Source organism: Acinetobacter sp. AOR18_HL (assembly GCF_027855145.1).
Lineage (GTDB): Bacteria > Pseudomonadota > Gammaproteobacteria > Pseudomonadales > Moraxellaceae > Acinetobacter > Acinetobacter pittii.
In genome coordinates this window covers 155670-175751 of record NZ_JAKTIG010000023.1, presented here as the reverse complement: position 1 = coordinate 175751, position 20082 = coordinate 155670, and the positions used below count along the sequence as shown (strand labels likewise).

Here is a 20082-nt window from a genome sequence, read left to right as displayed (position 1 = left end):
TGAAGCGTTCACATTGTCAAAGTGGTGGTTCATGAAATCGCCAATAACAATTAATGTTCTTTTTGATGATGAATATCTAAATTTCATGGCAGATCCTCATCGATCAAATATTCGTTTTTAGCTTGATCAAGTTCTTTCTTTCGAGTTGTTATGGCTTGCATCATTTTTGGTTGTGCAAGTGGATCTAGACTATGAATGTCAATTTCGTATACATCTAATGTGGCTAGGTCTGAAGCATTTTGGATTTTTACAAGCAATGAAGGTTCATTTGCTTGCTTTTCTTTTTTAAGCTCCTTGAGGCGTCTATGAATATGCTGTAATAAAGGAGCACGTTGTTCTGCTGACCATTGAGTTGTGTACTTGGTGACAGCGTTCACTTCTGTAACTGTCTTTGATTCATCTACACGTTTTTTTAGCTCAACAAGTTTTTTTTGATATTTACCTTCTTCCTCTTCGATAGGTTTTTTATCATTATTTATTTCTTCATTAGGTGCATCCACAACAATAGAGGGTTCAGCGCTCTCAAAAGTTTTTGCTTTAATATTTAAACGCGTACATAGCTCAGCATTTTCAACTTCAGTTAATCCGCCGTTAGAGTTAATACGACTACGAATAAAATCTAAGTCTTCTTTACTCTTAGAATTAGAAATCTCATCAATAAAGGCTTCACATAAAACTGATAATTCATGTTTTTCACTTTCAGCTTCAGCTCTAATTAATGCAAGCTCTGCTAATTTTGCATCTTTAGCATTCTCTATAGCTTTTAATTGTTCTGGTGTGAAGCTGTGTTTCTCTAGGTCATAGCAAAGCGAATTAATTTCAGGTTCGGTTTTACTACGGCTGATACCATCAAGCACAATATCTTTTTCGGCTTCTACTAGTTGCGGATCTACCGGGGTATCTTTTTTGCTTGTACGCTTTTTATTTTGTTTAACTTCGGACTTTTTCTCATCGATACCAGTTTCGATAAAATCTACAGTCTTAATAATAATCCCCATTTCTACGCCTAGAACTTTTTGAAAAGCTCTAAGTTGGTCAGAGGCATTATTTAAATCTCGCTGAACGACTCCGTTTGCAACAAGTTTGCAAACATAGTCATTATTAGATTTGAATGAACTTTTATAAATATTTGAACAAGAAAAGTCGATTGCATAAATTTCTTGATCATCAATTAATTCATCTAATGTGCATGGTTTTGTGAATGTGAATCCAGCAAGTTCGATCTTTTCAATATCAATGCAAAATTGATATTCAGGTTTTCCAAACACGGTTGCAGGGAACTGATCTAGCTCTAAAAATTCACCATCCATGTAACGGCATAATAAATTTTTGCCCTTTTGCAAAGCTGCAAAAGCTTCTTGATTATTTAAAATATTCATCGTTTTATCCTTTTGATAATGCTTTGCGAAGGTAAGGGTCTAAGTCATCTTGTTTTAATAACCAGACGACGTAATCGGCAGGCAAGTCTTTAAGGTCAGTGCCTTTATATTTGCCAAAAGTTATTTTGGTTGGAATGCGTGCTTGTTCAGAAAACAGGTAAAGAGATTGCATATCTTTAACGCCGAGGGCTTTACAGATCTGTTTAAGCAGGGCAGCTGTAAGCAAAATGTCTTGTTTGGCGTTATGTGCATTTCGAATTGATTCACGTGCTTTCAATGAACCCTTTGACAGCATGTAAATAAGAGCCGAAAGATTATGTGCTGTATCTGGCCAAACCATGCGAGACAAAGCTAATGTACAAATTGATTTAACATTTACTGATTTATCAGCAAGCTTGATTGCTCGAATGTCGTAATCGATATTGTGGCCAATGATGTATTGAATACCTGCAGGTAAGCGAAAGGTTTCATAACTTGGCTTATCAGCAATATCTGACTCGAGTATGTGGTGCACCGCCATAGCACCATAATTAATAGGTTCGGGACATGAGAAGTACTCATCAAAGCAAGCTTCTTTATCTACAACCAATTCACCATTTTCGAGAAAGCTAACGGGTACATGAGCAATCTCAATTGGAAATCCATCAAGATTGTGGGTTTCAGTATCTAAAATAATTGCACTCATGCTTTAATTTCCTGTTTCGCCAGTTTGTCAATGTGTTGTTTTGCTTCTTCAAATTGAGCGATACCGATTTGTGCCAATCCATCGATACCAAGGTGTTCGCAAACTTGCGTAATATCTAGAGCGCGCTCACTAATGAATGCCCGTATTTCAACAAGTTGTTTGTCTGTAATAGGGACGTAGCCTGGCTGACTCCGTACTGATTCTGCAGAACGGTTGGCCGTTTGTAGTTGCTGTTGATTAAGGTTTTCTAGGTGCTGCACAATTTCGTTGTACTTGTTATTACATGCAGCAAATAACACTTCATCAAACTCAGGAAGTTGGTTTCGAATACCGTTAAAGAAGTACTCTGCTTGAGATAAAGGAGTATCCAGTGATAGCTCTTTAATCTGTTTAAGTGCCTTATCACAGTCAGCTTGTGTTGGAATATAATTGCTCCGCTGGTTGTGGTAGTTCTGATTATTTCTTGATTGATTTTCTCGCTTAATATTCTCATTGGTGTGTGTATCAAGATCGTTTTGCGAGTCATCAATCATCAACAAATTGCCAAGAGCGTATTTTTTGGCATAGCTTTGATATGAAGCATTTTGTTGAGTCTTTGAAACTTTTTTATTGCTACTTAGGTCACGATCAAAATCATGTTTAGCTTCACCAGGAACATCACAGCGAATATATTTCTGGTCTTTGAAAACCATGTATGCATAAATTTCAAAGCCATCAGCAGTATCGAATTTTCTTGTAATAACAGTACATTTGTACTTAACAAGAAGTGGCTTTAATGCTTCTTGAATATCTTCAGCAGAACGATATTTATAGCCGCCACCAAACTCATTTGTATGAGATTTTGGAGCCTTAAGCTCATTAATAACTTTAATAAAAGTTGGGTGATGAAAAACTTGTTCAAGACCAGGTAAGTCGAGAGGATTTACAGCTGTAGCATTACCTAGTACATCGGAATTAATTGCAGCATTCATTGTGAGTACCTCAGTTATTATCCGTTATGACGGGCATTTTTATATGCGATTTTTTGGTTTGCGCTATATGGTGTGCGCTTAAAGCAATCTTTTGAGAACAAGGCTTCACGTTCTTTTTTGCGTTGTTCTTTAACTTCTTGCTCGAGGTTGCGAAGAATCCACGGTCTTTCTTTAAGCAGCGCTTCGCTAACAGGCGCGCTGCTGTTTTCACTTTCAATACGAATGTCATCAAGCTTTAAGTTGGTAGAGAAAACTTGAGGGCCTAAACGAACGTGATATCGACCATTGTCGTCTCGAGTGATAAATTCACGGAAAGGGGTTGTATAGCGTTTTTTATTCATGATCACGCTCCAACCATTTTGTTTTGTTGAACGTGAGCCTTGATTACAGAAATGATGTTTCGAATATCATCTGAATTTGTGAAGTCGTTATAGTTGTTTCCGTTAGCGTCAAACACCTGGTCAACAGCTAAATTTGTGATTTCAATACCTGTAAATTCACCACCTGGTGCACTATTTGAATCAACGAATTTATCGAAATCAAAGCTGGTGTATACCCGAAAACCATCTAGATTTATGACAGCTTCACCAGTATTTTCAGAAGTGATTTTTACAGCCAGTAAACCATATACGCTTTTCGTTTTAGTTGAAGTTAGAGCAGGTGCTGTAGCGGGTGGCTTAGTTACAAGATCATAAGCCCCGGCTAAAAAAGCGAGAGTGGCAACAGAAAATACGCAACTAACAAGCATTGACTTGCCAAAAGTAAAGCCGCGATTGTGATTTAAGACATTTTGTTCCATAATGAACCTCATCGTTAAGTAAGAAGCCCCGTCCATCCGCCAAGATCTCGGGGCTTTTTGCTGTCTGTGAGGTAAATATTAGGTAAACCTAATTATTAAGTCAATAGGTATTCCTAATAATATTAGATAAACCTAATTTTTAGTTTTAATAGGCAAAATAAAACCCACCATCGAGGTGGGCTGTTTCGATCTCTAAATAAGAGATGAGATGGGATTTAGTTTGCTTTAGGATGTTCTTGTCTGTGTTGACTTGGTGGAACAATGTCTGTAATTGCTGTAATGCTTTCTACTTCATCCATATTAAATGTTAAACGTTCTCCGCCATTTACTGCGATGAGGCTTAAGACATCATTTTGAATACCTATAAATTCTTTGATTGTACATCGACCATCCTTTAAGCAAACTTGCACAAATTCCATAGGTACTGGTTCGGCATCGGGATCACATACTACATACCAGCCATTACGAATAGCAGGGAACATTGAGTCACCTGTGCCTTTAACGGCATAAGCTTTTGAGCCTGCTGTATGAGTTGGTATGTATCCATCACCTCCATTTCCTTCAAAACCCATATCAACGTAGTAGCCATCCATGCCCATCTTTGAATAGGCTTTTACAGGAACCCATCGTTTAGAAGATGGTGTAAACGGTTTTTCGACAAGATTCGAAAATAAAACTGCCTCATCACAATCGCTAATATTGTATTTCTTCTTAAATGCTTCTATGTCAAGTTGATTAAATTTAGCTGTAGTGTCTGGTTGGATTTCACCAGTACCAGAGGCCAACCATGTAGGGTTTACTTTCAGGAATTTTGCAGCCCTCACCAGGTTTTCGCCTTCCATTGTTTTTGATTTTCCAGATAGCCAGTCACTTACTGAAGGTGGCTTAACACCAACAGCGCGAGCTAATTCAACACCCTTTATTTTCTTAGGCGGCAAGACTTCCATAGCGTGTCTAAGGCGTTCAGCAAGAGTATTCATATAACCATCCTTACAATGTTAGGAAATCCTAACATAAATAAAATTAGGTATTCCTATTGATTTAATGTAAGGAATGCCTAATAATTTGATTGAAATTAGGAGCCCGTTATGACTGACGAACAACTTATAAAGGTTTTAGGCGGCGTAACTGCTGTTGCGAAACTTCTTGGCATTACACCTCCATCTGTAAGTGGGTGGAAGGCCATTCCGCTAGATAAAAAAATCCGACTTGCAGTAATTGCAGAAGATTGTGGTTTAGCCACAAGAAAAGAAATTTTCCCAGATAGTTATCAAGAAATCTGGATAGAACTGAGACCACAAATATATGTGGGTAAGAATTTAGGAACATTAATCGCTTAAGAGCTACACGCTTGAGCAGAGCGTCAATAGAACAAGGTGAAATCATGCAAAACATAAATTTAGAAGGTATGCAAATTAGCAAAAAACTATTAGCTCCAATGTCGACTAGAGTGCCTATAGAAGTACAAGAACTTGTTGACGAGTTGGCAGATGGTGCTAGAGCAAAGTGGATAAGAGAAGCCATTGAATTAAAGCTCGAGGTTGACTTGGGTCAATCTTCAATTGAAGAGCTTAAAAAATCAAAGAATACAATGAATTCAAATGAATACACGAATTTTTTTAAGAGTATTTTTTCTTTATTCCAAATAAGTAAAAAGCCCGATGTGCGAGATCGAGCTTTTAGTGTTCATTAACCAAGGAGATTAAATCACATGACTAATTTACCAAATCAATCGGCTAAAAACAAATTATTAGAGCAGAAGAGACAGCAAAGCTATCAATCTTGGCATGAACCAGCTTTAAAAACTCTTGCCGATTTGTTGAAAGAACGCAAAGAAAACTTAAAGAAACGTAACCATGATGAAAATCAAGCAGCGGTTACACGTGATGAGTTAATGCAAGCATTAGTTGATGAACATGGAGTGCATGGAATTAATCTACATCATGCTGGAGTAATTATCTCAAGTTTATATCGGTCAAAATTAATTCGTTATCTGGGCAGTTTTATTCAAATCATGGATGAAGGTGAATCTCAATGAAAGAACGCCCGATTATTCTTAACACCACAATGGTTAAAGCCATTATTGAAGGTCGTAAGGTTCAAACCCGCCGATTGGTAAAAGAAAAACTGATTTCTGAACAGGCAGAATTCGAGTGTGGAAACAGACCTAATGTCATCCGAAGCGAACCAAGCCTGCAATATTACATTGATAAAGGGTGTCCATTTGGTCAAGTTGGCGATCATCTTTGGGTGCGTGAGACATTTTGTATAGGGTCGATTGAAGAAGAAGATCATTATCAAGGTTGGCCTAAGCCTTTATATGTCCATCAAGATGGGGATCCTAAGCAATATCCTATTTATAAAGAGTGGTGTTTGCGGGAGGGAATTTCTTTCGATGATGTTCATTGGAAGCCTTCCATTCACATGCCTAGATCAGCATCAAGAATTTTGCTTGAAATAACTAAAATTCGTATCGAAAAACTAAATCAAATATCTAACCAGGATGCAGTGCAGGAGGGGCTTCTTAAATTACCAGCTTCGGGTCGGTATGTTGTAAGCCGAGGTGATCAATATTTCGGGGCTGCAAGCAATAATCCGTGCGAAGTATTTAAGTGGTTATGGGAAAGCATTTACGGATCCAGCTCATGGGAATTAAATCCATGGGTTTGGGTTATTGAGTTTAATGTTATCCAAGGCGGTGAAGGGTGAAGAATAGATTTTACTTAGCTTGTTTCCGCGACAACGTAGGCACGAATGTGAGCTTTCATTGTGTCGATGGTAAAGGTTATGCAACTAATATTGATAAAGCTCATGTGTATAGCCTTGAGGAAGCCCAAAAGGAATGGGACACGGGCCGAACATATGATCGACCAATTTCAGCAGAACATGTAGATGAGCTGGCTATTTGGAAGGTTGATCACCAATACATACCCCATGAAACCCAAGTTATAGATGGCGTTATTGGCTATGCCGTTTTTGTAAAAGGGCAATTCGATGGAAATGATGTTTATTGGCTGAATAAAAAAAGTTTTAAAACTTCAACAGATTTTGAAATGGCTTCTTATTTTTCTATAGAAGAAATAGCTGAGTTAGATAAGCGGTTTATCGCCATACCTTATTGTTTAGCAGAAAAGGCGAAAAGAAGAACTTTTGATTTCAGTAAATATAACGCTCGTTCAATGACACAAGGTGCTGGTTTAAAAATGCCAGATCATCTTAAGAAAGCCAAACGCCGTGTAGAAAATCCAAAGTCACGTTTTAACTGCCCAAACTGCGGAAAGATTGTTTGGCAATTTAATCCTTATGAATTTGATCACTGTGATCATTGCGGACACTCGGGGGATTTATGAGTAAGTACGTTCCCAATTCTTTCCAGGTGGCAAACGCATTCGTTGATGAAGCAATGAGTAAAATCTCAGATGCTTCAGTAAAAATCTATTTGATCATTAATCGCAAAACACGTGGTTGGGCAAAAGAATGTGATGCGCTCTCTATTACCCAATTAGAGGAGCTATCAGGGAAAAGTCACCCCACAGTTGTTAGATGTACGAAAGAGCTTGTCAAAGTTGGTTTAGTAAAAAAGCATGAACAATCTGTTTACGGGAATGTTTACTCATTAATTGATAATTATTTTGTTGGTGAGTACATTAATTTCCCAAATAAAAGCTCAGTACTTGTTCAAACTTTTTGTTTATTTAATGGTCAGCTAGTTAAAAATTTTAACTACCAAAAGGCAGCTCCTAAAAAGTCAACTAAGGGTAAAAAGAGTAAAAATCTCTGTTTAAATTTTCCTCAAAAATCACGTTTGCTAGTTAAAAATTTTAACTACCTTCAAAACACTAGCCAGTTAAAAAATTTAACTACTGCTAGTAAAAATTTTTTACCCCTACTAGTTAAAATTTTTAACACACAAAACACACTATCAAAACCAACTTATCAAAATAAAAAAAATACATGGTTTATTTTGGAAAATTTGAAGTTTGAAATTTCTTCTATCAACCCATCAATTGATACCAACGAGATTTTCAAAGCTTCGTGGTTTGAAAGAGAGCTAAAAGCTTTCAACGGATTTAATGAAGGCCGAAACCATTCTGATTTTGAGATGGTTAAATTCTTTGCCGAATGGATGCTTAAAGCTCGTGCTAAATACGCAAAAATGAAAACACCGGCACCACGTTCTTTTGAAAACAAAAATTCAAGTGGCCAACAATCCATTTCTGAAAACACATTACCTGAGGTAATAACTTTTGCCTCTGACAAACAGCTTTTTACGTTTGCTCGACTTCTTGTGAATCATCCTGATTTTAAAGATTCATTCTGCCGTACGGGCGAATCATGGATGGATGCTGGAAAGCGTATGGCTCAAAAGTTGATAGATCCTCAGGAACAAAAACCGTTCATTCCATATCTGCTCGAGATGGGTTTTAAATGCCCAACTAAGGAGACGGCTGCATGATTATCTTGAATACAACAACTGGCATTCAAAAACTTAAAGAGATCCTTCAGGAATTTGATTCTTGTATGTACATCGAACGCGACAATTTTTTTGATAAGCATTATGACCTGGTTAAAAGCGAAGAAGACATTAAGCAAATCCGTAATGCGGTTAAAACTGCTGAAATAAAAAAAGGCAGCCGAGTGAAGGTGGATTTCAGTCATGAGCCTGACAAAGGGCTAAATAAAATTCGATTTATGGGAAATGGTACCGTCGATCTTTTTGAAGATAACCGTGTATTTGGACGCTTAGATGATGGGCGGCCATTCTGCTGTTTAGTCTCTGATATTGAAATTTTGGATTTGGAAAATCCGGAAAGCAAAACCTCAGATAATTTTGTTGGCCATGATGAATCAAAGGCAATCAATAAAACCTTTTTATTTCTTTGTTTGTTTTTGGGATGTGCAGTAGTTAAGGGGTGTGGCCAATGAACGCAATTCGTGAAGATTTTGATTTAGAAAAAGCTATAGCTCTTAAAGACAAATTACGAGGCAAATACAATCGAAGTGGGCTATCTAATACTGATTACAACGAATTACTTCGTTTAGAAAAAGCTATTAGTAAAGCCATTCCTGAGGAAATTTCAAACCTTCGTCCTGAAGGTGCAACACATTGGCAAGCTGGAGTGTACTACCGAGTTAGTAAATACGGTGTTTGGGCAAAATGGGATCGTAGCTGGATCACAAGCTTTAAATGGCCTGACGGCGTCATGATTCCATTATCAAGTGAGAATCTGGAGAAAGTTCTTGAGGGTGAAGGATCCAAATGAGCTCTATGAGTTTAGTAGATTACCGCTCCCAATTTCCAAATGGCCACAAAACCAAAAAGGGCCGTAATAAATTTAATGCTTCGAAAGTCAACTTAGATGGGATCACTTTCGACAGTAGAAAAGAATACAAGCGATACATCGAACTTAAGGCAATGCAGCAAAGGGGGGAGGTGTTTGGTCTAGAGCATCATACTAAATTTGAATTGGCTCCAAGCGTGAAAATAGAAGGGGAGAAACGAACAAAGCCAGCACTTAGATATTTTGCTGATTTCACTTACTACCTCATCAATGGTGAATACATTGTTGAGGATGTTAAGTCCGTTGCAACACGTAAATTGCCGAGTTACCGAAACAAAAAGCATTTGATGAAAACAGTTCACAACATTGATGTAAGAGAGGTTTAAAACCAATGAATATTAATATTGAAGTAAAGCGCGGTGGTTTTTCACTTCTCGATTTAGCTCAAAAAACAATGGATGGTTTTAAAGAGGAAGTTGTAGGAACTGGAATTAAAAAAGGTGGTAACAATCCAGCAGCGTTGATGATGCAAGGAATGCCTTCACATGTTACTGCTTTAATGTGGGCTTTAGTCAGAGGTACTGAAATAGGAGACCGTCATTTTGCCTTATTACAGAACTTCCTGGTGAGTGAGGTCCGTTTAGTTATTCAAAAGAAAAATATTAAATTCACAAAAACAAAGCCTAAAGATGTTGCCAAAGGTGTATGTCGATCTGCAATTACACAATTTTTATTTAAACGCCGTACTTGTCCAAAATGCAAAGGGTTAAGATTAGAAAAAGCTGGGGATGTATATAAGCCCTGTTCAGTTTGTCGGTTTGGTTTAGAAGGTTATTCGCAAACTGAAAAGCATAAACTATCCAAATTAGAGGTAGCACGTCAGGTTTATTTACGTTCCTATTTACCTTTAGAAGTTGAAGCAACACGCATACTTTTAGATTGGTATATGGAGCTTGATACACATTTAAGAAATTATTTTTCATATGAGGTAGAAGAGTACGACCTTTGAACTTGCTTCGGGTGCAAATTTAGGGTACATTTTTCCCATACTGGAAAAGTGTAACTAATACATACCAGACAAAATTCAAAAGCTCATCTAAACAGGTGGGCTTTTTTATTTTTACCGTGCCTGATGAGACTTTATTAGTCGAAACATTAATTAATGTCGCGCGGAGTTGCTCATGCAGGGGAATAACTAGCAACCAGTCAATCCAACCCTAAGCAAGCTGATAGTTTGTTTAGGGCGTGGGTGATCAACGGATTGATATGCAGATCACATCCTGCCCTGCACCTTTTCACATAAAAAAACTCGGTCCCAAATGGAGACCGAGTTTTTTTTATATCGAGTAAAACTGGGGACGAAGTACTGCGGTAACAGTACCTCGACCTCCTGACAGACTTAGACTGTCAAAAGCAAGCCCAGCCATCGTGCACACGATCGGTGAAGGCTATCAAAAATGTATGCTTTTGCACAGGAAAATATTTATGAAATCAAAACCAATAATTCCATGGCAAGGTGGAAAGACCCGTTTAGCTAAGGATTTGTTGAGTAGATTCCCTGAACATTCGTGTTATGTGGAATTGTTTTGTGGTGGAGCTGCTTTATTTTTCTTGAAGGAAGATCAGGCAAAGACAGAAGTAATAAATGATTTAAATGGTGAGCTCGTAAATCTTTATCGAGTTGTTCAAAACCATTTGGAAGAGTTTGTAAGGCAATTCAAATGGTGCATATCGAGCCGCCAAATATTTGAATGGGAAAAATTGAAAGTACCAGACACTCTTACAGATATTCAGCGTGCAGCAAGATTTTATTATCTTCAGCAACACGCATTTGGTGGGAAGGTTTCTAGTCAATCTTTTGGTTATGCAACAACTGGTCGCTCTTTAAATCTTTTAAGGATTGAGGAGTATTTGAGCGCTGCACATTTGCGTTTAAATGGTGTCTATATCGAGAATCAAACTTGGGATAAGTGTTTTGATCGATATGATCGTGAACACACATTCTTTTATGCTGATCCGCCTTATCTTGATACTGCTGGTTATGGAATAGATTTTCCACTTGACCAATATGAATTGCTTTCTGAAAAGATGAAGAGTTGCAAAGGGAAGGTAATGCTTTCAATTAATGATCATGAAAAGATCCGTGAGATTTTCAAAGATTTTAATTTTGCAGTTACTTCTATTAATTATTCTGTTGGCCGGGACTTAGCTGCTAAAAGTAAGAAAAGCAGTGAACTCATCATTATGAATTATTAATTTTGATCAAGCGGTTAAAAATATGCCCTTATGTTATAGTCTCTCCGCATACTGGAGATGGTTATGAATATTTGTGTTGGTGGTGATTTAGATGGACAGAAAATTGATAAAGATGTGAAAACTTTTAAATCTTCTGAAATTGACCCTTCCTACACAACGGTGTATTACAAGCAGATTTATAACCGTGACAATGTTCTATATAGGTTCTGGTTGCCGCATGGATCAGATCTACATGAAATGTCGAAAAAGGTTTTAGATATACTAAGAGCACCTAAGAGTTAGATTTATTTTTTGCCGTAAGCATCGGCGCAAATGGCCCCGCTAAATATCGATTATTGGCGGGGCTTTTTCTTTTTGAAAAGATTCAAAATCTTATTACTCATCTTTTTTTATTGATATAGTTAGTGAAATTATTTAAGGATATAAAAATGAATATTTCATCAAAAATCTATCAATTAAGAGAAGAATATTTAAATAAATATGAAAAAGATCCTGAACTGGTATTCGTAAACTTTCATACATGGGAAGAGTTGTTAAACTCACCGCAATCAATTAATGGCGTTCCAAATGATATTGCAGGATGTGAAATGATCCCAGCAAATGACATGCAAGAAGAAGTCTTATATTGTGACCATGATGATATGGCAAAAGCCTTAAGAGATTATGATGGTTCAAACTATCCCGTAATAATTAAAAAACTAACAGTAGTGAATCGACCAGAAGCACAAAATGCTCGAAGAATCATTAATGATCGTTCATTCCAAAACTTTCAAATTCCTTCAGAAGCAATCAAAGCTTATAAAAGGCATGAAGAGCATAAGAAATTAAAGTTTTAAATATAGCCACCCTTACGGTGGTTTTTTCATTTTTGGAGAATGTATGACAGAATTTCAAAAAATCATGCTTGAGGTTAGACAGCTCCAAACAGAGCTAAATCACACAGGTTGTTGCACTACGCAAGACCTAACTCAAGAAGAGATCGCTCAATTAGATGAGCGATTTTTTTTGGCCGCAGCAAAACAGCAAAAATTGAATGCGCGACTCAACAATAAGCCAGAGGGCTTCTAACAAGGAGCTATAGACATGGACGATAAAGAATACTTTTGGCTCACAAGAAAAAAAGAACCTAAAACAAAACCTAAAAGTAGACCATTGCCCAAGGCTAAAGAGAAATATCTCGAAGCTGAAGTAACATTATTTCAAGAATTAGAAGAGCATCTAATTGGATACCGAAGAAAATTTCAATTTGAATCAACTAAAAATTGGCGGTTCGATTTTTATATTGTGAAGTTGAATCTTATTATAGAAATTGCTGGCAGTCCTTGGGCAGTTGGTCGCGGTGGCACAAAGATAGCAAATTCATTTAATAAATATGATCTAGCTCTAGACCGAGGTTATGAATTTGAGCGTCTTGAACCTCACCAAATTGAATCAGGTTATGCAATTAACTGGATTAAAAGCGAATTAGCGAGAATTGAAGATGGAACAGATCAGACCATTCCCACCAACTGATTTTATTGACCAAGCTGAAGAAGAAGAAGCAATCCGCATAATTCCAGCACCAGACCTAAAGAAATGGGTTGTGGCTAATTACTTAACGATTGGTGGACCTCTTCATAACCCGGATCATGATCATATTGCTGAGTTGCTTCATGATAATGAAGAGTTCTTGGCATTTGCTTGGGCTTCTTCTGCTTATAAAAGCAAACAAGCTATGGTTTTAGGCCAGTGCGAAAAAGTCATGTTCAATGTTGGTGGCTGGCGTAAAGCTAGACAAGAGCAACAGATGCACGATTGGTTCGGAGCTGTTCCAACATACTTAATTACAGTCGATGCTTCTTTTTGCGAGCGTGCTAATGATACAGAATTCTGCTATTTGATTGAGCACGAGTTGTATCACATTGGCGTTATGAAAGACGAAGATGGTGAGATCCTTTATAGCGACAATACGGGGCTACCTAAACATTTTTTAGCTGGTCATGACGTTGAAGAATTTATTGGTGTAACTAAACGGTGGGGAGCAAGCCAGAGTGTTAAACGTCTTGTTGAGGCTGCGAAGAATCCGCCGTTTGTTTCAAATTTAGATATTTCAAAATGCTGCGGAAACTGCGTAATCAACTGAGCCTTAAGGCTCTTTTTTTTGCCTATTTTGTTTTACGTAGTTTTACGAAGGGGCAATTATGGCAACACTTAAAGAGCCTATAAAAATCTTTATAGTTCAGTCTCTTGCTTGCTTTGATACCCCTCAACAGGTTGCAGATGCTGTAAAACAAGAATTTGGAGTCGAAATTCTAAGGCAACAAGTCGCTGCATATGATCCAACAAAGCCAGCAGGGAAAAACTTAAGTAAGAAACTTACTACTTTGTTTAATAAGACCAGGGCGGATTTTCAAAAGAATATTTATGACATTCCTCTTGCAAACAAAGCCTATCGTTTGAAAGAACTCCAGAATATTTATGAAGGCTGGAAAAACAACAGATTAATGAAACAAGGTGTGATTAAGCAGGTTCGGGAAGAAATGCAGGGCCACGACTTAATGCTTTTAAATGTTGAGTTGAAACAACTTGAGATTGAGAAGATGAGAGAAGGCGAAGGTGATGATGATCCGACACCAGTAAAAGTTACCATTCAAGTTGTAGATGCGAGTAAAAAAGATGCCGAACATCAATCCGACGCTGAATGTACCTCAGGCTAATTTTTTGCAGATGGAAAATAAATTCCGTGCATTTGTAGCGGGATTTGGCTCTGGTAAAACTTGGGTAGGTAGCTCAAGCCTCTGTAATAAGTCTTGGGAGTTTCCTAAAGTACCTTTAGGTTATTTTGCACCGACCTATGCACAAATACGGGATATCTTTTACCCCACTATTGATGAGGTGGCATTTGATTGGGGTTTAAAAACTAAAGTCTATCAATCTAATAAGGAGGTCGATATTTATTATGGTCGGCAATATAGGACTACAATTATTTGTCGATCGATGGATATTCCAGACTCTATTGTCGGTTTTAAAATTGGTCATGCCTTGATTGATGAGCTAGATGTCATGGCTAAGCTTAAAGCCCAGCAAGCATGGCGTAAGATCATTGCACGTATGCGCTACAAGCAAGCTGGATTGGTCAATGGCATTGATGTGGCCACCACTCCAGAAGGTTTTAAATTTACTTATGAGCAATTTGTCAAAGAGGCAAATAAATCAGAGGCTAAGCGAAAGCTCTATGGAATGATTCAAGCTTCAACCTATGACAATGAAGCTAATCTTCCTGATGATTATATTTCTTCTCTTTTTGAGTCTTATCCACCTCAACTGATTTCTGCTTATCTAGATGGTAAGTTTGTCAACTTAACGAGTGGTGCTGTTTATCCAGACTTTGACCGAGTTCTAAATCATACGGATGAGGAAATTAACCAGGGCGAACCTTTACTCATTGGAATGGATTTCAACGTACTAAAGATGGCTGCGGTTGTTTATGTCATCCGTGAAGGGAAGCCTAGAGCTTTGGATGAATTGGTAGGAGTGAGAGATACGCCTACCATGTGTCAGTTGATTATAGAGCGTTTTCCTTTTCATGATATTACGGTGGTACCTGATGCTTCAGGTCAAGCGACCTCATCAAAGAACTTCAGTGAATCTGATCATGCAATTTTAAAGAAAAATGGTTTTAAGGTTGAAGTGAATGGGGTAAACCCAAGCATTAAAGACCGCATCAATGCGGTTAATGCACAGATCCTAAATGCAGATGGTGAAAGACACTTAAAAGTGAATACAAACAAATGTCCTAACTTTACGGCCACTCTAGAACAACAAGTATATGACAGCTTCGGCATGCCAGATAAAAGTGCTGGTTTGGACCACGTGGGGGATGCTGGCGGCTATCCTTTAGCTAAGCGTTTTCCGATCATCATTCAGAAAGTATTTAAACGGCGCACAATCGCTGGTTTTTCTCGTTAAACAACGCACCTTTTTAGGTGCTTTTTTATTGGTGTTTTTATGGCAGTTACTGATAAACATCCGCAGTATATTGCTGCGCAAATTGCCTGGTTAATTATGCGTGATGCCGTAGCTGGCGAAGAGCAGATCAAACAGGCACAGACCAAATACCTCTCTAAATCGGCAGGGATGATCGAAGCTGAAAAGCAGGGTGATACGACTGGAGAGATTTATAAAGCTTATCTAAGCCGTGCTCAGTATCCTTTATGGGTTCAAGATTCATTACGTACGATGATTGGTTTGGTTTCAAAGTTAGAGCCGAATATTGTGATTGAAAGCTCTTTGCTAAAAGGACTGATTGATAACGCAACCAATGATGGGTTTGGATTAAAACAGCTTTTCATTCGTATTTGTCTGGAGCTATTAGTATTTGGCCGCTGCGGATTGATGGTAGATGTCGATGATAAAAGTGTTCCTTATTTTGCATTATATGATGCTTTATCTATCATCAATTGGAAAGAAAACAGTATCGGTGGTCGTAAGGATCTGAAGCTGTTAGTGCTCGAGGAGCAATTTGATAACAGTGAAGATGAGTTTGGTCATGATACTAAAACGGTTCATCGTGTTTTATCCATGATTGACGGGGCCTTAGTAGTTCGCTTGTTTGATGGATCAACTGAAGAAGATAAAACGCCTACATTGGGCGGTAATCAGCTATCGTTCACGCCGTTTGTATTCTGCGGTGCCACTGATAATTCGCCCGATGTTGGCACAGTCCCTCTTTTAACTATGGCTAAAGCAGCACTGAAGCATTACCAGCTAAGCGCGGACTATTTCCAATCACTTCATCACACAGCACATCCACAACCTTGGATTAATGGTTTAGACGGGGATGAAGATGATGATGATATTAGTGTTACAGGCGTTATGGCTGTCTGGAGTTTACCAAAGGAATCACAATGCGGTTATTTAGAAATTTCAGGTAATGGAATTGAGTTAACCAAGCAGGAAATGGATTCACAGAAGAATGCTGCTCTTGAAGCTGGAGCTAAAGTTGTCGACACGAACACTCAAGAATCAGGTGAAGCACGCCGTGCCCGTCAGGATGATCAGCATGCAAGCTTACATAGTATTGTGATGTGTGCAGCAGCAGCCATTGAACAAGCTATTAAATATGCTGCTCAATGGCTAAAGCTTGATCCTTCAAAAAATGCATTCACAGTAGAGCCTGAGTTTATTGTCCAGAAATACGATATCAATCTGGCTAAGCAGCTTTATGAAGGTGCCATTTCTGGAAAGAATTCGTTCCAGACGTATTGGGAATATATCGCTACTGGTAAGTTACCAGCTCATGATTTTAAGGAAGAGCTGAAGCGTGTTGAAAGTGAGCGCGAGAGTATGCCGTTGTAGAGGTGAGACATGACTTCAAAAGATAAAACCTTGATCGAAGTACTTACACAACATCAAGCATATTTATATCGAACTTCTTCTCAATCAGTTAATGAATTATTAACAATCTTTAATGCTGAGTCAGCCTTGATGCTGGCAAAGCTTCGAGATTTGTTGGATGAGTTAAATGATTCTGAAAAGGTGGCACTTGCTAGTGGCCAATACACAACTACAAGCCTCAAAGAGATTCGGGATTTAATTTCTCAGTGGTTTACGGCAATTAATACTTCACTACCTGAAGCATTCGCGGTTTCTGCTACAGCATTAGCGGTATATGAGGCCAACTACACGGCAAAACTATACGGCGGAAAGATTAAACAGCCCAATGGAGACAAGCTTTATAAGTCTGCTAAAAAAGTCCCTTTAGTAGGCGGGGCCTTGGTCGACGATCTTTTAACAAAGTTGGCTGACAGTGCTCGTCAAAAGGTTGAATATGCGATTCGCGATGGGATTAGTTCAGGTAAAACGAATCAGCAAATTGTTCAGCGTATTCGTGGTATCAAGCGTCTTAATTTTGAGGATGGTCTATTAACTAGCACTAAGTCTGATATTGATCGGACTGTTAGAACTTTACGTAGCCACGTGGCTAATCAAGCTTATCTGAATAGCTTTAACCAGATCGGCTTTGAATACGTAAAGCTTGTCGCAACGTTGGATGGTAGAACATCAAAACTTTGTGCATCTCTTGATGGATCTGTTTGGGAAATAAACGACCCCGCTAAACGTGTACCGCCGTTGCATCCTCATTGCCGCAGTATTTTGGTACCAGTTGAGAAAGATGGGAAGCTTCCAGGGGAGCGTCCATTTGTAATGGATGAGCGCAAAGTAAAGGACATCCCGAAAGATGAGCGAAGCCAATTAATAGGGCAGCTAGATGCCAATACTACGTTTAGAGAGTTCTTTAAGAAGACAGATGATTTCTTTCAAAGAGAATGGTTAGGACCAAAGCGCTACAAGCTCTATAAGGAAGGGAAATTTGATTTTGAACAGTTCTTTGATCCTGAAGGCCGTTTATATAGCTTAGATGATTTGAGAAAGTTGGATGAAAAAGCTTTTAAAAAGTTGGGTCTGTAATTTTTCTTATGTTATTTTTTTTAAAACATCAGAATTTATACAATATGAAAACAATAGCTTTTGTAGGTCTAACCCTAATTTCCATCACTTGTTTAGCTGAACCAAGTCAAAAATATCTTAAAGAATATGATCGATTGTCTGAAGCTTTGGAGTCAGCAATGGCAAATGCATATTCTTTTGATCCTACAACTGGTCAAGTAAAACAGGCTACTCAAGATTTAGAAGCTAAAAATAATTTATGTAGAGCTGCCCAGGCGAAACTAAACCTCACCACGTTTTTAAAAGACAATTTAGAGGAATCTAAAGAGCTTTATAAATCTATTGATGGTGCAGAGACTCTAGATAAAAATTATCTTAGTGGACAACAGCAGGAACAACAAACTCTCGTTTCAAATTTGAAAAAAGACCTTGTTGGAACTGGATTTAACTGTGAGTAATAATTGCCAATGACAAGCAAGACTAAACTCATTTAAGACACAATTTTACCTTTATATAAGCGCCTCAAACGGCGCTTTTGTCATTTATGGAGTTGGGCTTATGAGTGAATCAAAAGTTAGACATTTAGTACTTAAAAGAGTTTCAGATAAATCTTCTCATCTTGTTCTTTGTGACGAGGAAACAGGTATTCCATTAGCTGGATTAACTTCTGTAAAAATGAATTGTAGTGTTTTTGAGGGTCCAGCGACTATCACGGCAACATTTGATGTAGGTGGTCCTCAAGGCATCCGCTTAGTTGGTGATGAACCTAGATCAGATGTTTGGAATAAAAAGTAAACGTAGCGAAAGGTGGTAAAAATGTCAGAAATATCTGTTGCTGAATATGTAAAGAGAAAAGAAGAGTTAGAAAGAACACTAACAAGCCATATTGCTGAATTGATCAGTAAATTTGAAAAAGATACAGGCGTGAATGTGCAAGATGTTTATGCGAATTTTTCTAGTGCCACATGCTTGGGTGGTTTAGAAAAACACTTTCTAACTGGTGTGACAGTTAAAACCTCAATTTCAAATTAACCCAATTTATTAATTCAATAGCACCTTAGGGTGCTTTTTTTGTGAGAAGAAAATGATCAAAGATGTAACAGAGCAAGAATTAGCTGAAAAGTCTGTGGCACCCCGAGTAACTAAAGCGCAAATTGATTCATTGATGGAGCGTGTTACATATACGGTTGAGCAACGCCCCGGCGGCACTACATCTACTTTTGTCCATGCATTTTTAGATGGAAAGTTTTTTCTAGCAATGGGTTTTAGTGCATGTGTGAATGCTGAAAACTTTGATGCTGAAATTGGTGAACGTATGGCTCGCGGAAACGCGGAAAAGAATGCAGAAAACAAATTATGGGAGCTTGAAGGCTACCGTTTGTTTGCTTCGAACTTTTAAATTATTAACTTGAATTAAAGCGTCCTTCGGGGCGCTTTTTTAATGCCTTGAGATAAGGCTTTACCCCAATCAAACGAGAGGTTTGAACATGTCATTGCCATTTATTGTTGATTCACTTGATGCAATCAAAGAAGAGCACCGCGCTCTATATGTTGAGGAAAACGGGAAGTTTCGTCTCGATTTAGACGGCTATGAAGATCCTAAGGGCTTGAAAACTGCACTTCAAAGCGAGCGTGATGCTGCTAAGACTGCAAAACAAGAACTTCAGAAACTTCAAAAACAGTTTGAAGGGATTGATCCCGAAATCGTTAAAAAGGTCTTTTCTCAGATTGATCAAGATGAAGAAGCTAAGCTAATCGCTGAAGGCAAAATTACCGAAGTGATTCAGAAACGTACCGAGAAGATGCGTGAAGAACATGAAAAAGTACTTAAAGCTGAAAAAGATCGAGCTGACAAAGCCGAAGCTTATGCAAATAAGTTTAAGGAATCTGTAATTCAGGGGCAGATCGTTCAAGCAGCTGTAGAGCTTGAAGCATTACCTGAAGCTACAGGTGACATTGCATTTTTAGCTAAATCAAAGTTTGCATTAGATGAAAACGGCAAAGCTGTTGCTGTTGACGAAAACGGCGAAGTGATTATTGGCAAAGATGGCCAGACAGCATTATCGCCAAAAGAGTGGGTTGAATCTCTACGTGAGCAAAAGCCTTACTACTGGCCTAAACCAAATGGTATGGGTGCACCAGGTAGTAACAATTCAAAAGGTCAGGTCGACATTCTTAAACCGGATGGTTCAGTGAATTTAACCAAATTGGCGCAATTACGAAATGAAAATCCGCAGTTAGCTAAAGAACTAGCTGCAAAACACAATATTAAACTTTAAGG

General features: G+C 38.1%; 31 protein-coding genes. 25 read left to right on the top strand and 6 right to left on the bottom strand.

Translation table 11 applies throughout. The annotated features are described in order from the left end of the window. Positions 1-83 precede the first annotated feature (83 nt). From MKL51_RS06060 to MKL51_RS06035, 6 genes are all read right to left on the bottom strand, one after another. Positions 84-1379: a hypothetical protein gene (locus MKL51_RS06060; RefSeq protein WP_270904239.1), complete on the bottom strand. Its 1296-nt coding sequence runs from the start codon at positions 1377-1379 to the stop codon at positions 84-86. 4 nt (positions 1380-1383) lie between these two features. Next, positions 1384-2064, bottom strand: a complete 681-nt coding sequence (locus tag MKL51_RS06055; RefSeq protein ID WP_270904238.1) for a putative quorum-sensing-regulated virulence factor — start codon at positions 2062-2064, stop codon at positions 1384-1386. Continuing rightward, the gene (locus MKL51_RS06050; RefSeq protein WP_270904237.1) at positions 2061-3035 is read right to left on the bottom strand and encodes an ERF family protein; all 975 of its coding nucleotides are present in this window, start codon (positions 3033-3035) and stop codon (positions 2061-2063) included. Before MKL51_RS06050 ends, MKL51_RS06055 begins: the two co-directional genes overlap by 4 nt. Before the next feature lie 17 nt (positions 3036-3052). Further along, the gene (locus MKL51_RS06045) at positions 3053-3376 is read right to left on the bottom strand and encodes a hypothetical protein (protein WP_270904236.1); all 324 of its coding nucleotides are present in this window, start codon (positions 3374-3376) and stop codon (positions 3053-3055) included. A 2-nt stretch (positions 3377-3378) separates the two neighbouring features. Next, entirely contained in the window at positions 3379-3834 is a 456-nt protein-coding gene (locus MKL51_RS06040) for a hypothetical protein (RefSeq protein ID WP_270904235.1), read from the bottom strand. 215 nt (positions 3835-4049) lie between these two features. Next, positions 4050-4814, bottom strand: coding sequence for a S24 family peptidase (locus tag MKL51_RS06035; protein WP_068563251.1), 765 nt, complete (start codon positions 4812-4814; stop codon positions 4050-4052). 108 nt (positions 4815-4922) lie between these two features. On the opposite strand from MKL51_RS06035, the gene MKL51_RS06030 reads away from it, so the two are divergent. The 25 genes from MKL51_RS06030 (at position 4923) to MKL51_RS05910 (ending at position 20080) form a co-directional block, all read left to right on the top strand. Next, on the top strand, positions 4923-5174 hold the full coding sequence (locus tag MKL51_RS06030; protein ID WP_068563252.1) for a Cro/CI family transcriptional regulator: 252 nt from the start codon (positions 4923-4925) through the stop codon (positions 5172-5174). A 44-nt stretch (positions 5175-5218) separates the two neighbouring features. Further along, entirely contained in the window at positions 5219-5527 is a 309-nt protein-coding gene (locus tag MKL51_RS06025; protein WP_068563253.1) for a hypothetical protein, read from the top strand. Between the two features lie 18 nt (positions 5528-5545). Then, positions 5546-5872 (top strand): hypothetical protein, encoded by a 327-nt coding sequence (locus MKL51_RS06020; RefSeq protein ID WP_068563254.1) that lies wholly within the window; start codon positions 5546-5548, stop codon positions 5870-5872. Next, entirely contained in the window at positions 5869-6543 is a 675-nt protein-coding gene (locus tag MKL51_RS06015) for a hypothetical protein (protein ID WP_270904234.1), read from the top strand. The genes MKL51_RS06020 and MKL51_RS06015 overlap by 4 nt, the downstream gene beginning before the upstream one ends. Beyond that, positions 6540-7184: a hypothetical protein gene (locus MKL51_RS06010; RefSeq protein WP_270904233.1), complete on the top strand. Its 645-nt coding sequence runs from the start codon at positions 6540-6542 to the stop codon at positions 7182-7184. The genes MKL51_RS06015 and MKL51_RS06010 overlap by 4 nt, the downstream gene beginning before the upstream one ends. Then, a complete protein-coding gene (locus MKL51_RS06005) occupies positions 7181-8290 on the top strand; it encodes a replication protein (RefSeq protein WP_270904232.1) in 1110 nt (369 codons plus the stop codon). The genes MKL51_RS06010 and MKL51_RS06005 overlap by 4 nt, the downstream gene beginning before the upstream one ends. Next, positions 8287-8760, top strand: coding sequence for a hypothetical protein (locus MKL51_RS06000; RefSeq protein ID WP_270904231.1), 474 nt, complete (start codon positions 8287-8289; stop codon positions 8758-8760). The genes MKL51_RS06005 and MKL51_RS06000 overlap by 4 nt, the downstream gene beginning before the upstream one ends. Next, positions 8757-9098 carry a hypothetical protein gene (locus MKL51_RS05995; protein ID WP_270904230.1) on the top strand — a complete coding sequence of 114 codons (342 nt, stop codon included), beginning with the start codon at positions 8757-8759 and terminating at the stop codon, positions 9096-9098. The genes MKL51_RS06000 and MKL51_RS05995 overlap by 4 nt, the downstream gene beginning before the upstream one ends. Beyond that, positions 9095-9502, top strand: coding sequence for a DUF1064 domain-containing protein (locus tag MKL51_RS05990; RefSeq protein WP_270904229.1), 408 nt, complete (start codon positions 9095-9097; stop codon positions 9500-9502). Before MKL51_RS05995 ends, MKL51_RS05990 begins: the two co-directional genes overlap by 4 nt. Positions 9503-9507: 5 nt before the next feature. Further along, positions 9508-10125, top strand: coding sequence for a hypothetical protein (locus MKL51_RS05985; RefSeq protein ID WP_270904228.1), 618 nt, complete (start codon positions 9508-9510; stop codon positions 10123-10125). Between the two features lie 476 nt (positions 10126-10601). Continuing rightward, a complete protein-coding gene (locus MKL51_RS05980; RefSeq protein ID WP_270904227.1) occupies positions 10602-11372 on the top strand; it encodes a DNA adenine methylase in 771 nt (256 codons plus the stop codon). Between the two features lie 63 nt (positions 11373-11435). Further along, positions 11436-11654: a hypothetical protein gene (locus tag MKL51_RS05975; RefSeq protein ID WP_270904226.1), complete on the top strand. Its 219-nt coding sequence runs from the start codon at positions 11436-11438 to the stop codon at positions 11652-11654. Between the two features lie 146 nt (positions 11655-11800). Beyond that, the gene (locus MKL51_RS05970; RefSeq protein ID WP_270904225.1) at positions 11801-12208 is read left to right on the top strand and encodes a hypothetical protein; all 408 of its coding nucleotides are present in this window, start codon (positions 11801-11803) and stop codon (positions 12206-12208) included. A gap of 43 nt (positions 12209-12251) precedes the next feature. Then, positions 12252-12440, top strand: a complete 189-nt coding sequence (locus MKL51_RS05965; protein ID WP_270904224.1) for a hypothetical protein — start codon at positions 12252-12254, stop codon at positions 12438-12440. A 15-nt stretch (positions 12441-12455) separates the two neighbouring features. Beyond that, complete coding sequence (locus tag MKL51_RS05960; RefSeq protein ID WP_270904223.1) at positions 12456-12884, top strand: hypothetical protein; 429 nt, start codon at positions 12456-12458, stop codon at positions 12882-12884. Beyond that, on the top strand, positions 12853-13494 hold the full coding sequence (locus MKL51_RS05955) for a putative metallopeptidase (RefSeq protein WP_270904222.1): 642 nt from the start codon (positions 12853-12855) through the stop codon (positions 13492-13494). Before MKL51_RS05960 ends, MKL51_RS05955 begins: the two co-directional genes overlap by 32 nt. Positions 13495-13552: 58 nt before the next feature. Next, positions 13553-14068: a DUF2280 domain-containing protein gene (locus MKL51_RS05950; protein ID WP_270904221.1), complete on the top strand. Its 516-nt coding sequence runs from the start codon at positions 13553-13555 to the stop codon at positions 14066-14068. Next, positions 14028-15320 carry a terminase large subunit domain-containing protein gene (locus MKL51_RS05945; protein ID WP_270904220.1) on the top strand — a complete coding sequence of 431 codons (1293 nt, stop codon included), beginning with the start codon at positions 14028-14030 and terminating at the stop codon, positions 15318-15320. The genes MKL51_RS05950 and MKL51_RS05945 overlap by 41 nt, the downstream gene beginning before the upstream one ends. Before the next feature lie 39 nt (positions 15321-15359). Further along, positions 15360-16709, top strand: coding sequence for a DUF4055 domain-containing protein (locus MKL51_RS05940; protein WP_270904219.1), 1350 nt, complete (start codon positions 15360-15362; stop codon positions 16707-16709). Between the two features lie 9 nt (positions 16710-16718). Beyond that, positions 16719-17822 carry a minor capsid protein gene (locus tag MKL51_RS05935; protein ID WP_270904218.1) on the top strand — a complete coding sequence of 368 codons (1104 nt, stop codon included), beginning with the start codon at positions 16719-16721 and terminating at the stop codon, positions 17820-17822. 8 nt (positions 17823-17830) lie between these two features. Continuing rightward, positions 17831-18259 (top strand): hypothetical protein, encoded by a 429-nt coding sequence (locus MKL51_RS05930; protein ID WP_333729620.1) that lies wholly within the window; start codon positions 17831-17833, stop codon positions 18257-18259. Positions 18260-18359: 100 nt separating this feature from the next. After that, positions 18360-18596, top strand: a complete 237-nt coding sequence (locus MKL51_RS05925; protein WP_270904216.1) for a hypothetical protein — start codon at positions 18360-18362, stop codon at positions 18594-18596. A gap of 21 nt (positions 18597-18617) precedes the next feature. Beyond that, the gene (locus MKL51_RS05920) at positions 18618-18833 is read left to right on the top strand and encodes a hypothetical protein (protein ID WP_270904215.1); all 216 of its coding nucleotides are present in this window, start codon (positions 18618-18620) and stop codon (positions 18831-18833) included. 52 nt (positions 18834-18885) lie between these two features. Then, the gene (locus MKL51_RS05915) at positions 18886-19200 is read left to right on the top strand and encodes a Gp49 family protein (protein WP_270904214.1); all 315 of its coding nucleotides are present in this window, start codon (positions 18886-18888) and stop codon (positions 19198-19200) included. 88 nt (positions 19201-19288) lie between these two features. Further along, positions 19289-20080 carry a hypothetical protein gene (locus MKL51_RS05910; RefSeq protein ID WP_057070155.1) on the top strand — a complete coding sequence of 264 codons (792 nt, stop codon included), beginning with the start codon at positions 19289-19291 and terminating at the stop codon, positions 20078-20080. Positions 20081-20082 lie beyond the last annotated feature (2 nt).

Excerpts from the sequence above, each read along its gene's own strand:
- MKL51_RS06060 (WP_270904239.1), bottom strand. The coding sequence starts at position 1,379 with ATGAATATTTTAAATAATCAAGAAGCTTTTGCAGCTTTGCAAAAGGGC.
- MKL51_RS06055 (WP_270904238.1), bottom strand. The coding sequence starts at position 2,064 with ATGAGTGCAATTATTTTAGATACTGAAACCCACAATCTTGATGGATTT.
- MKL51_RS06050 (WP_270904237.1), bottom strand. The coding sequence starts at position 3,035 with ATGAATGCTGCAATTAATTCCGATGTACTAGGTAATGCTACAGCTGTA.
- MKL51_RS06045 (WP_270904236.1), bottom strand. The coding sequence starts at position 3,376 with ATGAATAAAAAACGCTATACAACCCCTTTCCGTGAATTTATCACTCGA.
- MKL51_RS06040 (WP_270904235.1), bottom strand. The coding sequence starts at position 3,834 with ATGGAACAAAATGTCTTAAATCACAATCGCGGCTTTACTTTTGGCAAG.
- MKL51_RS06035 (WP_068563251.1), bottom strand. The coding sequence starts at position 4,814 with ATGAATACTCTTGCTGAACGCCTTAGACACGCTATGGAAGTCTTGCCG.
- MKL51_RS06030 (WP_068563252.1), top strand. The coding sequence starts at position 4,923 with ATGACTGACGAACAACTTATAAAGGTTTTAGGCGGCGTAACTGCTGTT.
- MKL51_RS06025 (WP_068563253.1), top strand. The coding sequence starts at position 5,219 with ATGCAAAACATAAATTTAGAAGGTATGCAAATTAGCAAAAAACTATTA.
- MKL51_RS06020 (WP_068563254.1), top strand. The coding sequence starts at position 5,546 with ATGACTAATTTACCAAATCAATCGGCTAAAAACAAATTATTAGAGCAG.
- MKL51_RS06015 (WP_270904234.1), top strand. The coding sequence starts at position 5,869 with ATGAAAGAACGCCCGATTATTCTTAACACCACAATGGTTAAAGCCATT.
- MKL51_RS06005 (WP_270904232.1), top strand. The coding sequence starts at position 7,181 with ATGAGTAAGTACGTTCCCAATTCTTTCCAGGTGGCAAACGCATTCGTT.
- MKL51_RS06000 (WP_270904231.1), top strand. The coding sequence starts at position 8,287 with ATGATTATCTTGAATACAACAACTGGCATTCAAAAACTTAAAGAGATC.
- MKL51_RS05995 (WP_270904230.1), top strand. The coding sequence starts at position 8,757 with ATGAACGCAATTCGTGAAGATTTTGATTTAGAAAAAGCTATAGCTCTT.
- MKL51_RS05990 (WP_270904229.1), top strand. The coding sequence starts at position 9,095 with ATGAGCTCTATGAGTTTAGTAGATTACCGCTCCCAATTTCCAAATGGC.
- MKL51_RS05985 (WP_270904228.1), top strand. The coding sequence starts at position 9,508 with ATGAATATTAATATTGAAGTAAAGCGCGGTGGTTTTTCACTTCTCGAT.
- MKL51_RS05980 (WP_270904227.1), top strand. The coding sequence starts at position 10,602 with ATGAAATCAAAACCAATAATTCCATGGCAAGGTGGAAAGACCCGTTTA.
- MKL51_RS05975 (WP_270904226.1), top strand. The coding sequence starts at position 11,436 with ATGAATATTTGTGTTGGTGGTGATTTAGATGGACAGAAAATTGATAAA.
- MKL51_RS05970 (WP_270904225.1), top strand. The coding sequence starts at position 11,801 with ATGAATATTTCATCAAAAATCTATCAATTAAGAGAAGAATATTTAAAT.
- MKL51_RS05965 (WP_270904224.1), top strand. The coding sequence starts at position 12,252 with ATGACAGAATTTCAAAAAATCATGCTTGAGGTTAGACAGCTCCAAACA.
- MKL51_RS05960 (WP_270904223.1), top strand. The coding sequence starts at position 12,456 with ATGGACGATAAAGAATACTTTTGGCTCACAAGAAAAAAAGAACCTAAA.
- MKL51_RS05955 (WP_270904222.1), top strand. The coding sequence starts at position 12,853 with ATGGAACAGATCAGACCATTCCCACCAACTGATTTTATTGACCAAGCT.
- MKL51_RS05950 (WP_270904221.1), top strand. The coding sequence starts at position 13,553 with ATGGCAACACTTAAAGAGCCTATAAAAATCTTTATAGTTCAGTCTCTT.
- MKL51_RS05945 (WP_270904220.1), top strand. The coding sequence starts at position 14,028 with ATGCCGAACATCAATCCGACGCTGAATGTACCTCAGGCTAATTTTTTG.
- MKL51_RS05940 (WP_270904219.1), top strand. The coding sequence starts at position 15,360 with ATGGCAGTTACTGATAAACATCCGCAGTATATTGCTGCGCAAATTGCC.
- MKL51_RS05935 (WP_270904218.1), top strand. The coding sequence starts at position 16,719 with ATGACTTCAAAAGATAAAACCTTGATCGAAGTACTTACACAACATCAA.
- MKL51_RS05930 (WP_333729620.1), top strand. The coding sequence starts at position 17,831 with ATGTTATTTTTTTTAAAACATCAGAATTTATACAATATGAAAACAATA.
- MKL51_RS05925 (WP_270904216.1), top strand. The coding sequence starts at position 18,360 with ATGAGTGAATCAAAAGTTAGACATTTAGTACTTAAAAGAGTTTCAGAT.
- MKL51_RS05920 (WP_270904215.1), top strand. The coding sequence starts at position 18,618 with ATGTCAGAAATATCTGTTGCTGAATATGTAAAGAGAAAAGAAGAGTTA.
- MKL51_RS05915 (WP_270904214.1), top strand. The coding sequence starts at position 18,886 with ATGATCAAAGATGTAACAGAGCAAGAATTAGCTGAAAAGTCTGTGGCA.
- MKL51_RS05910 (WP_057070155.1), top strand. The coding sequence starts at position 19,289 with ATGTCATTGCCATTTATTGTTGATTCACTTGATGCAATCAAAGAAGAG.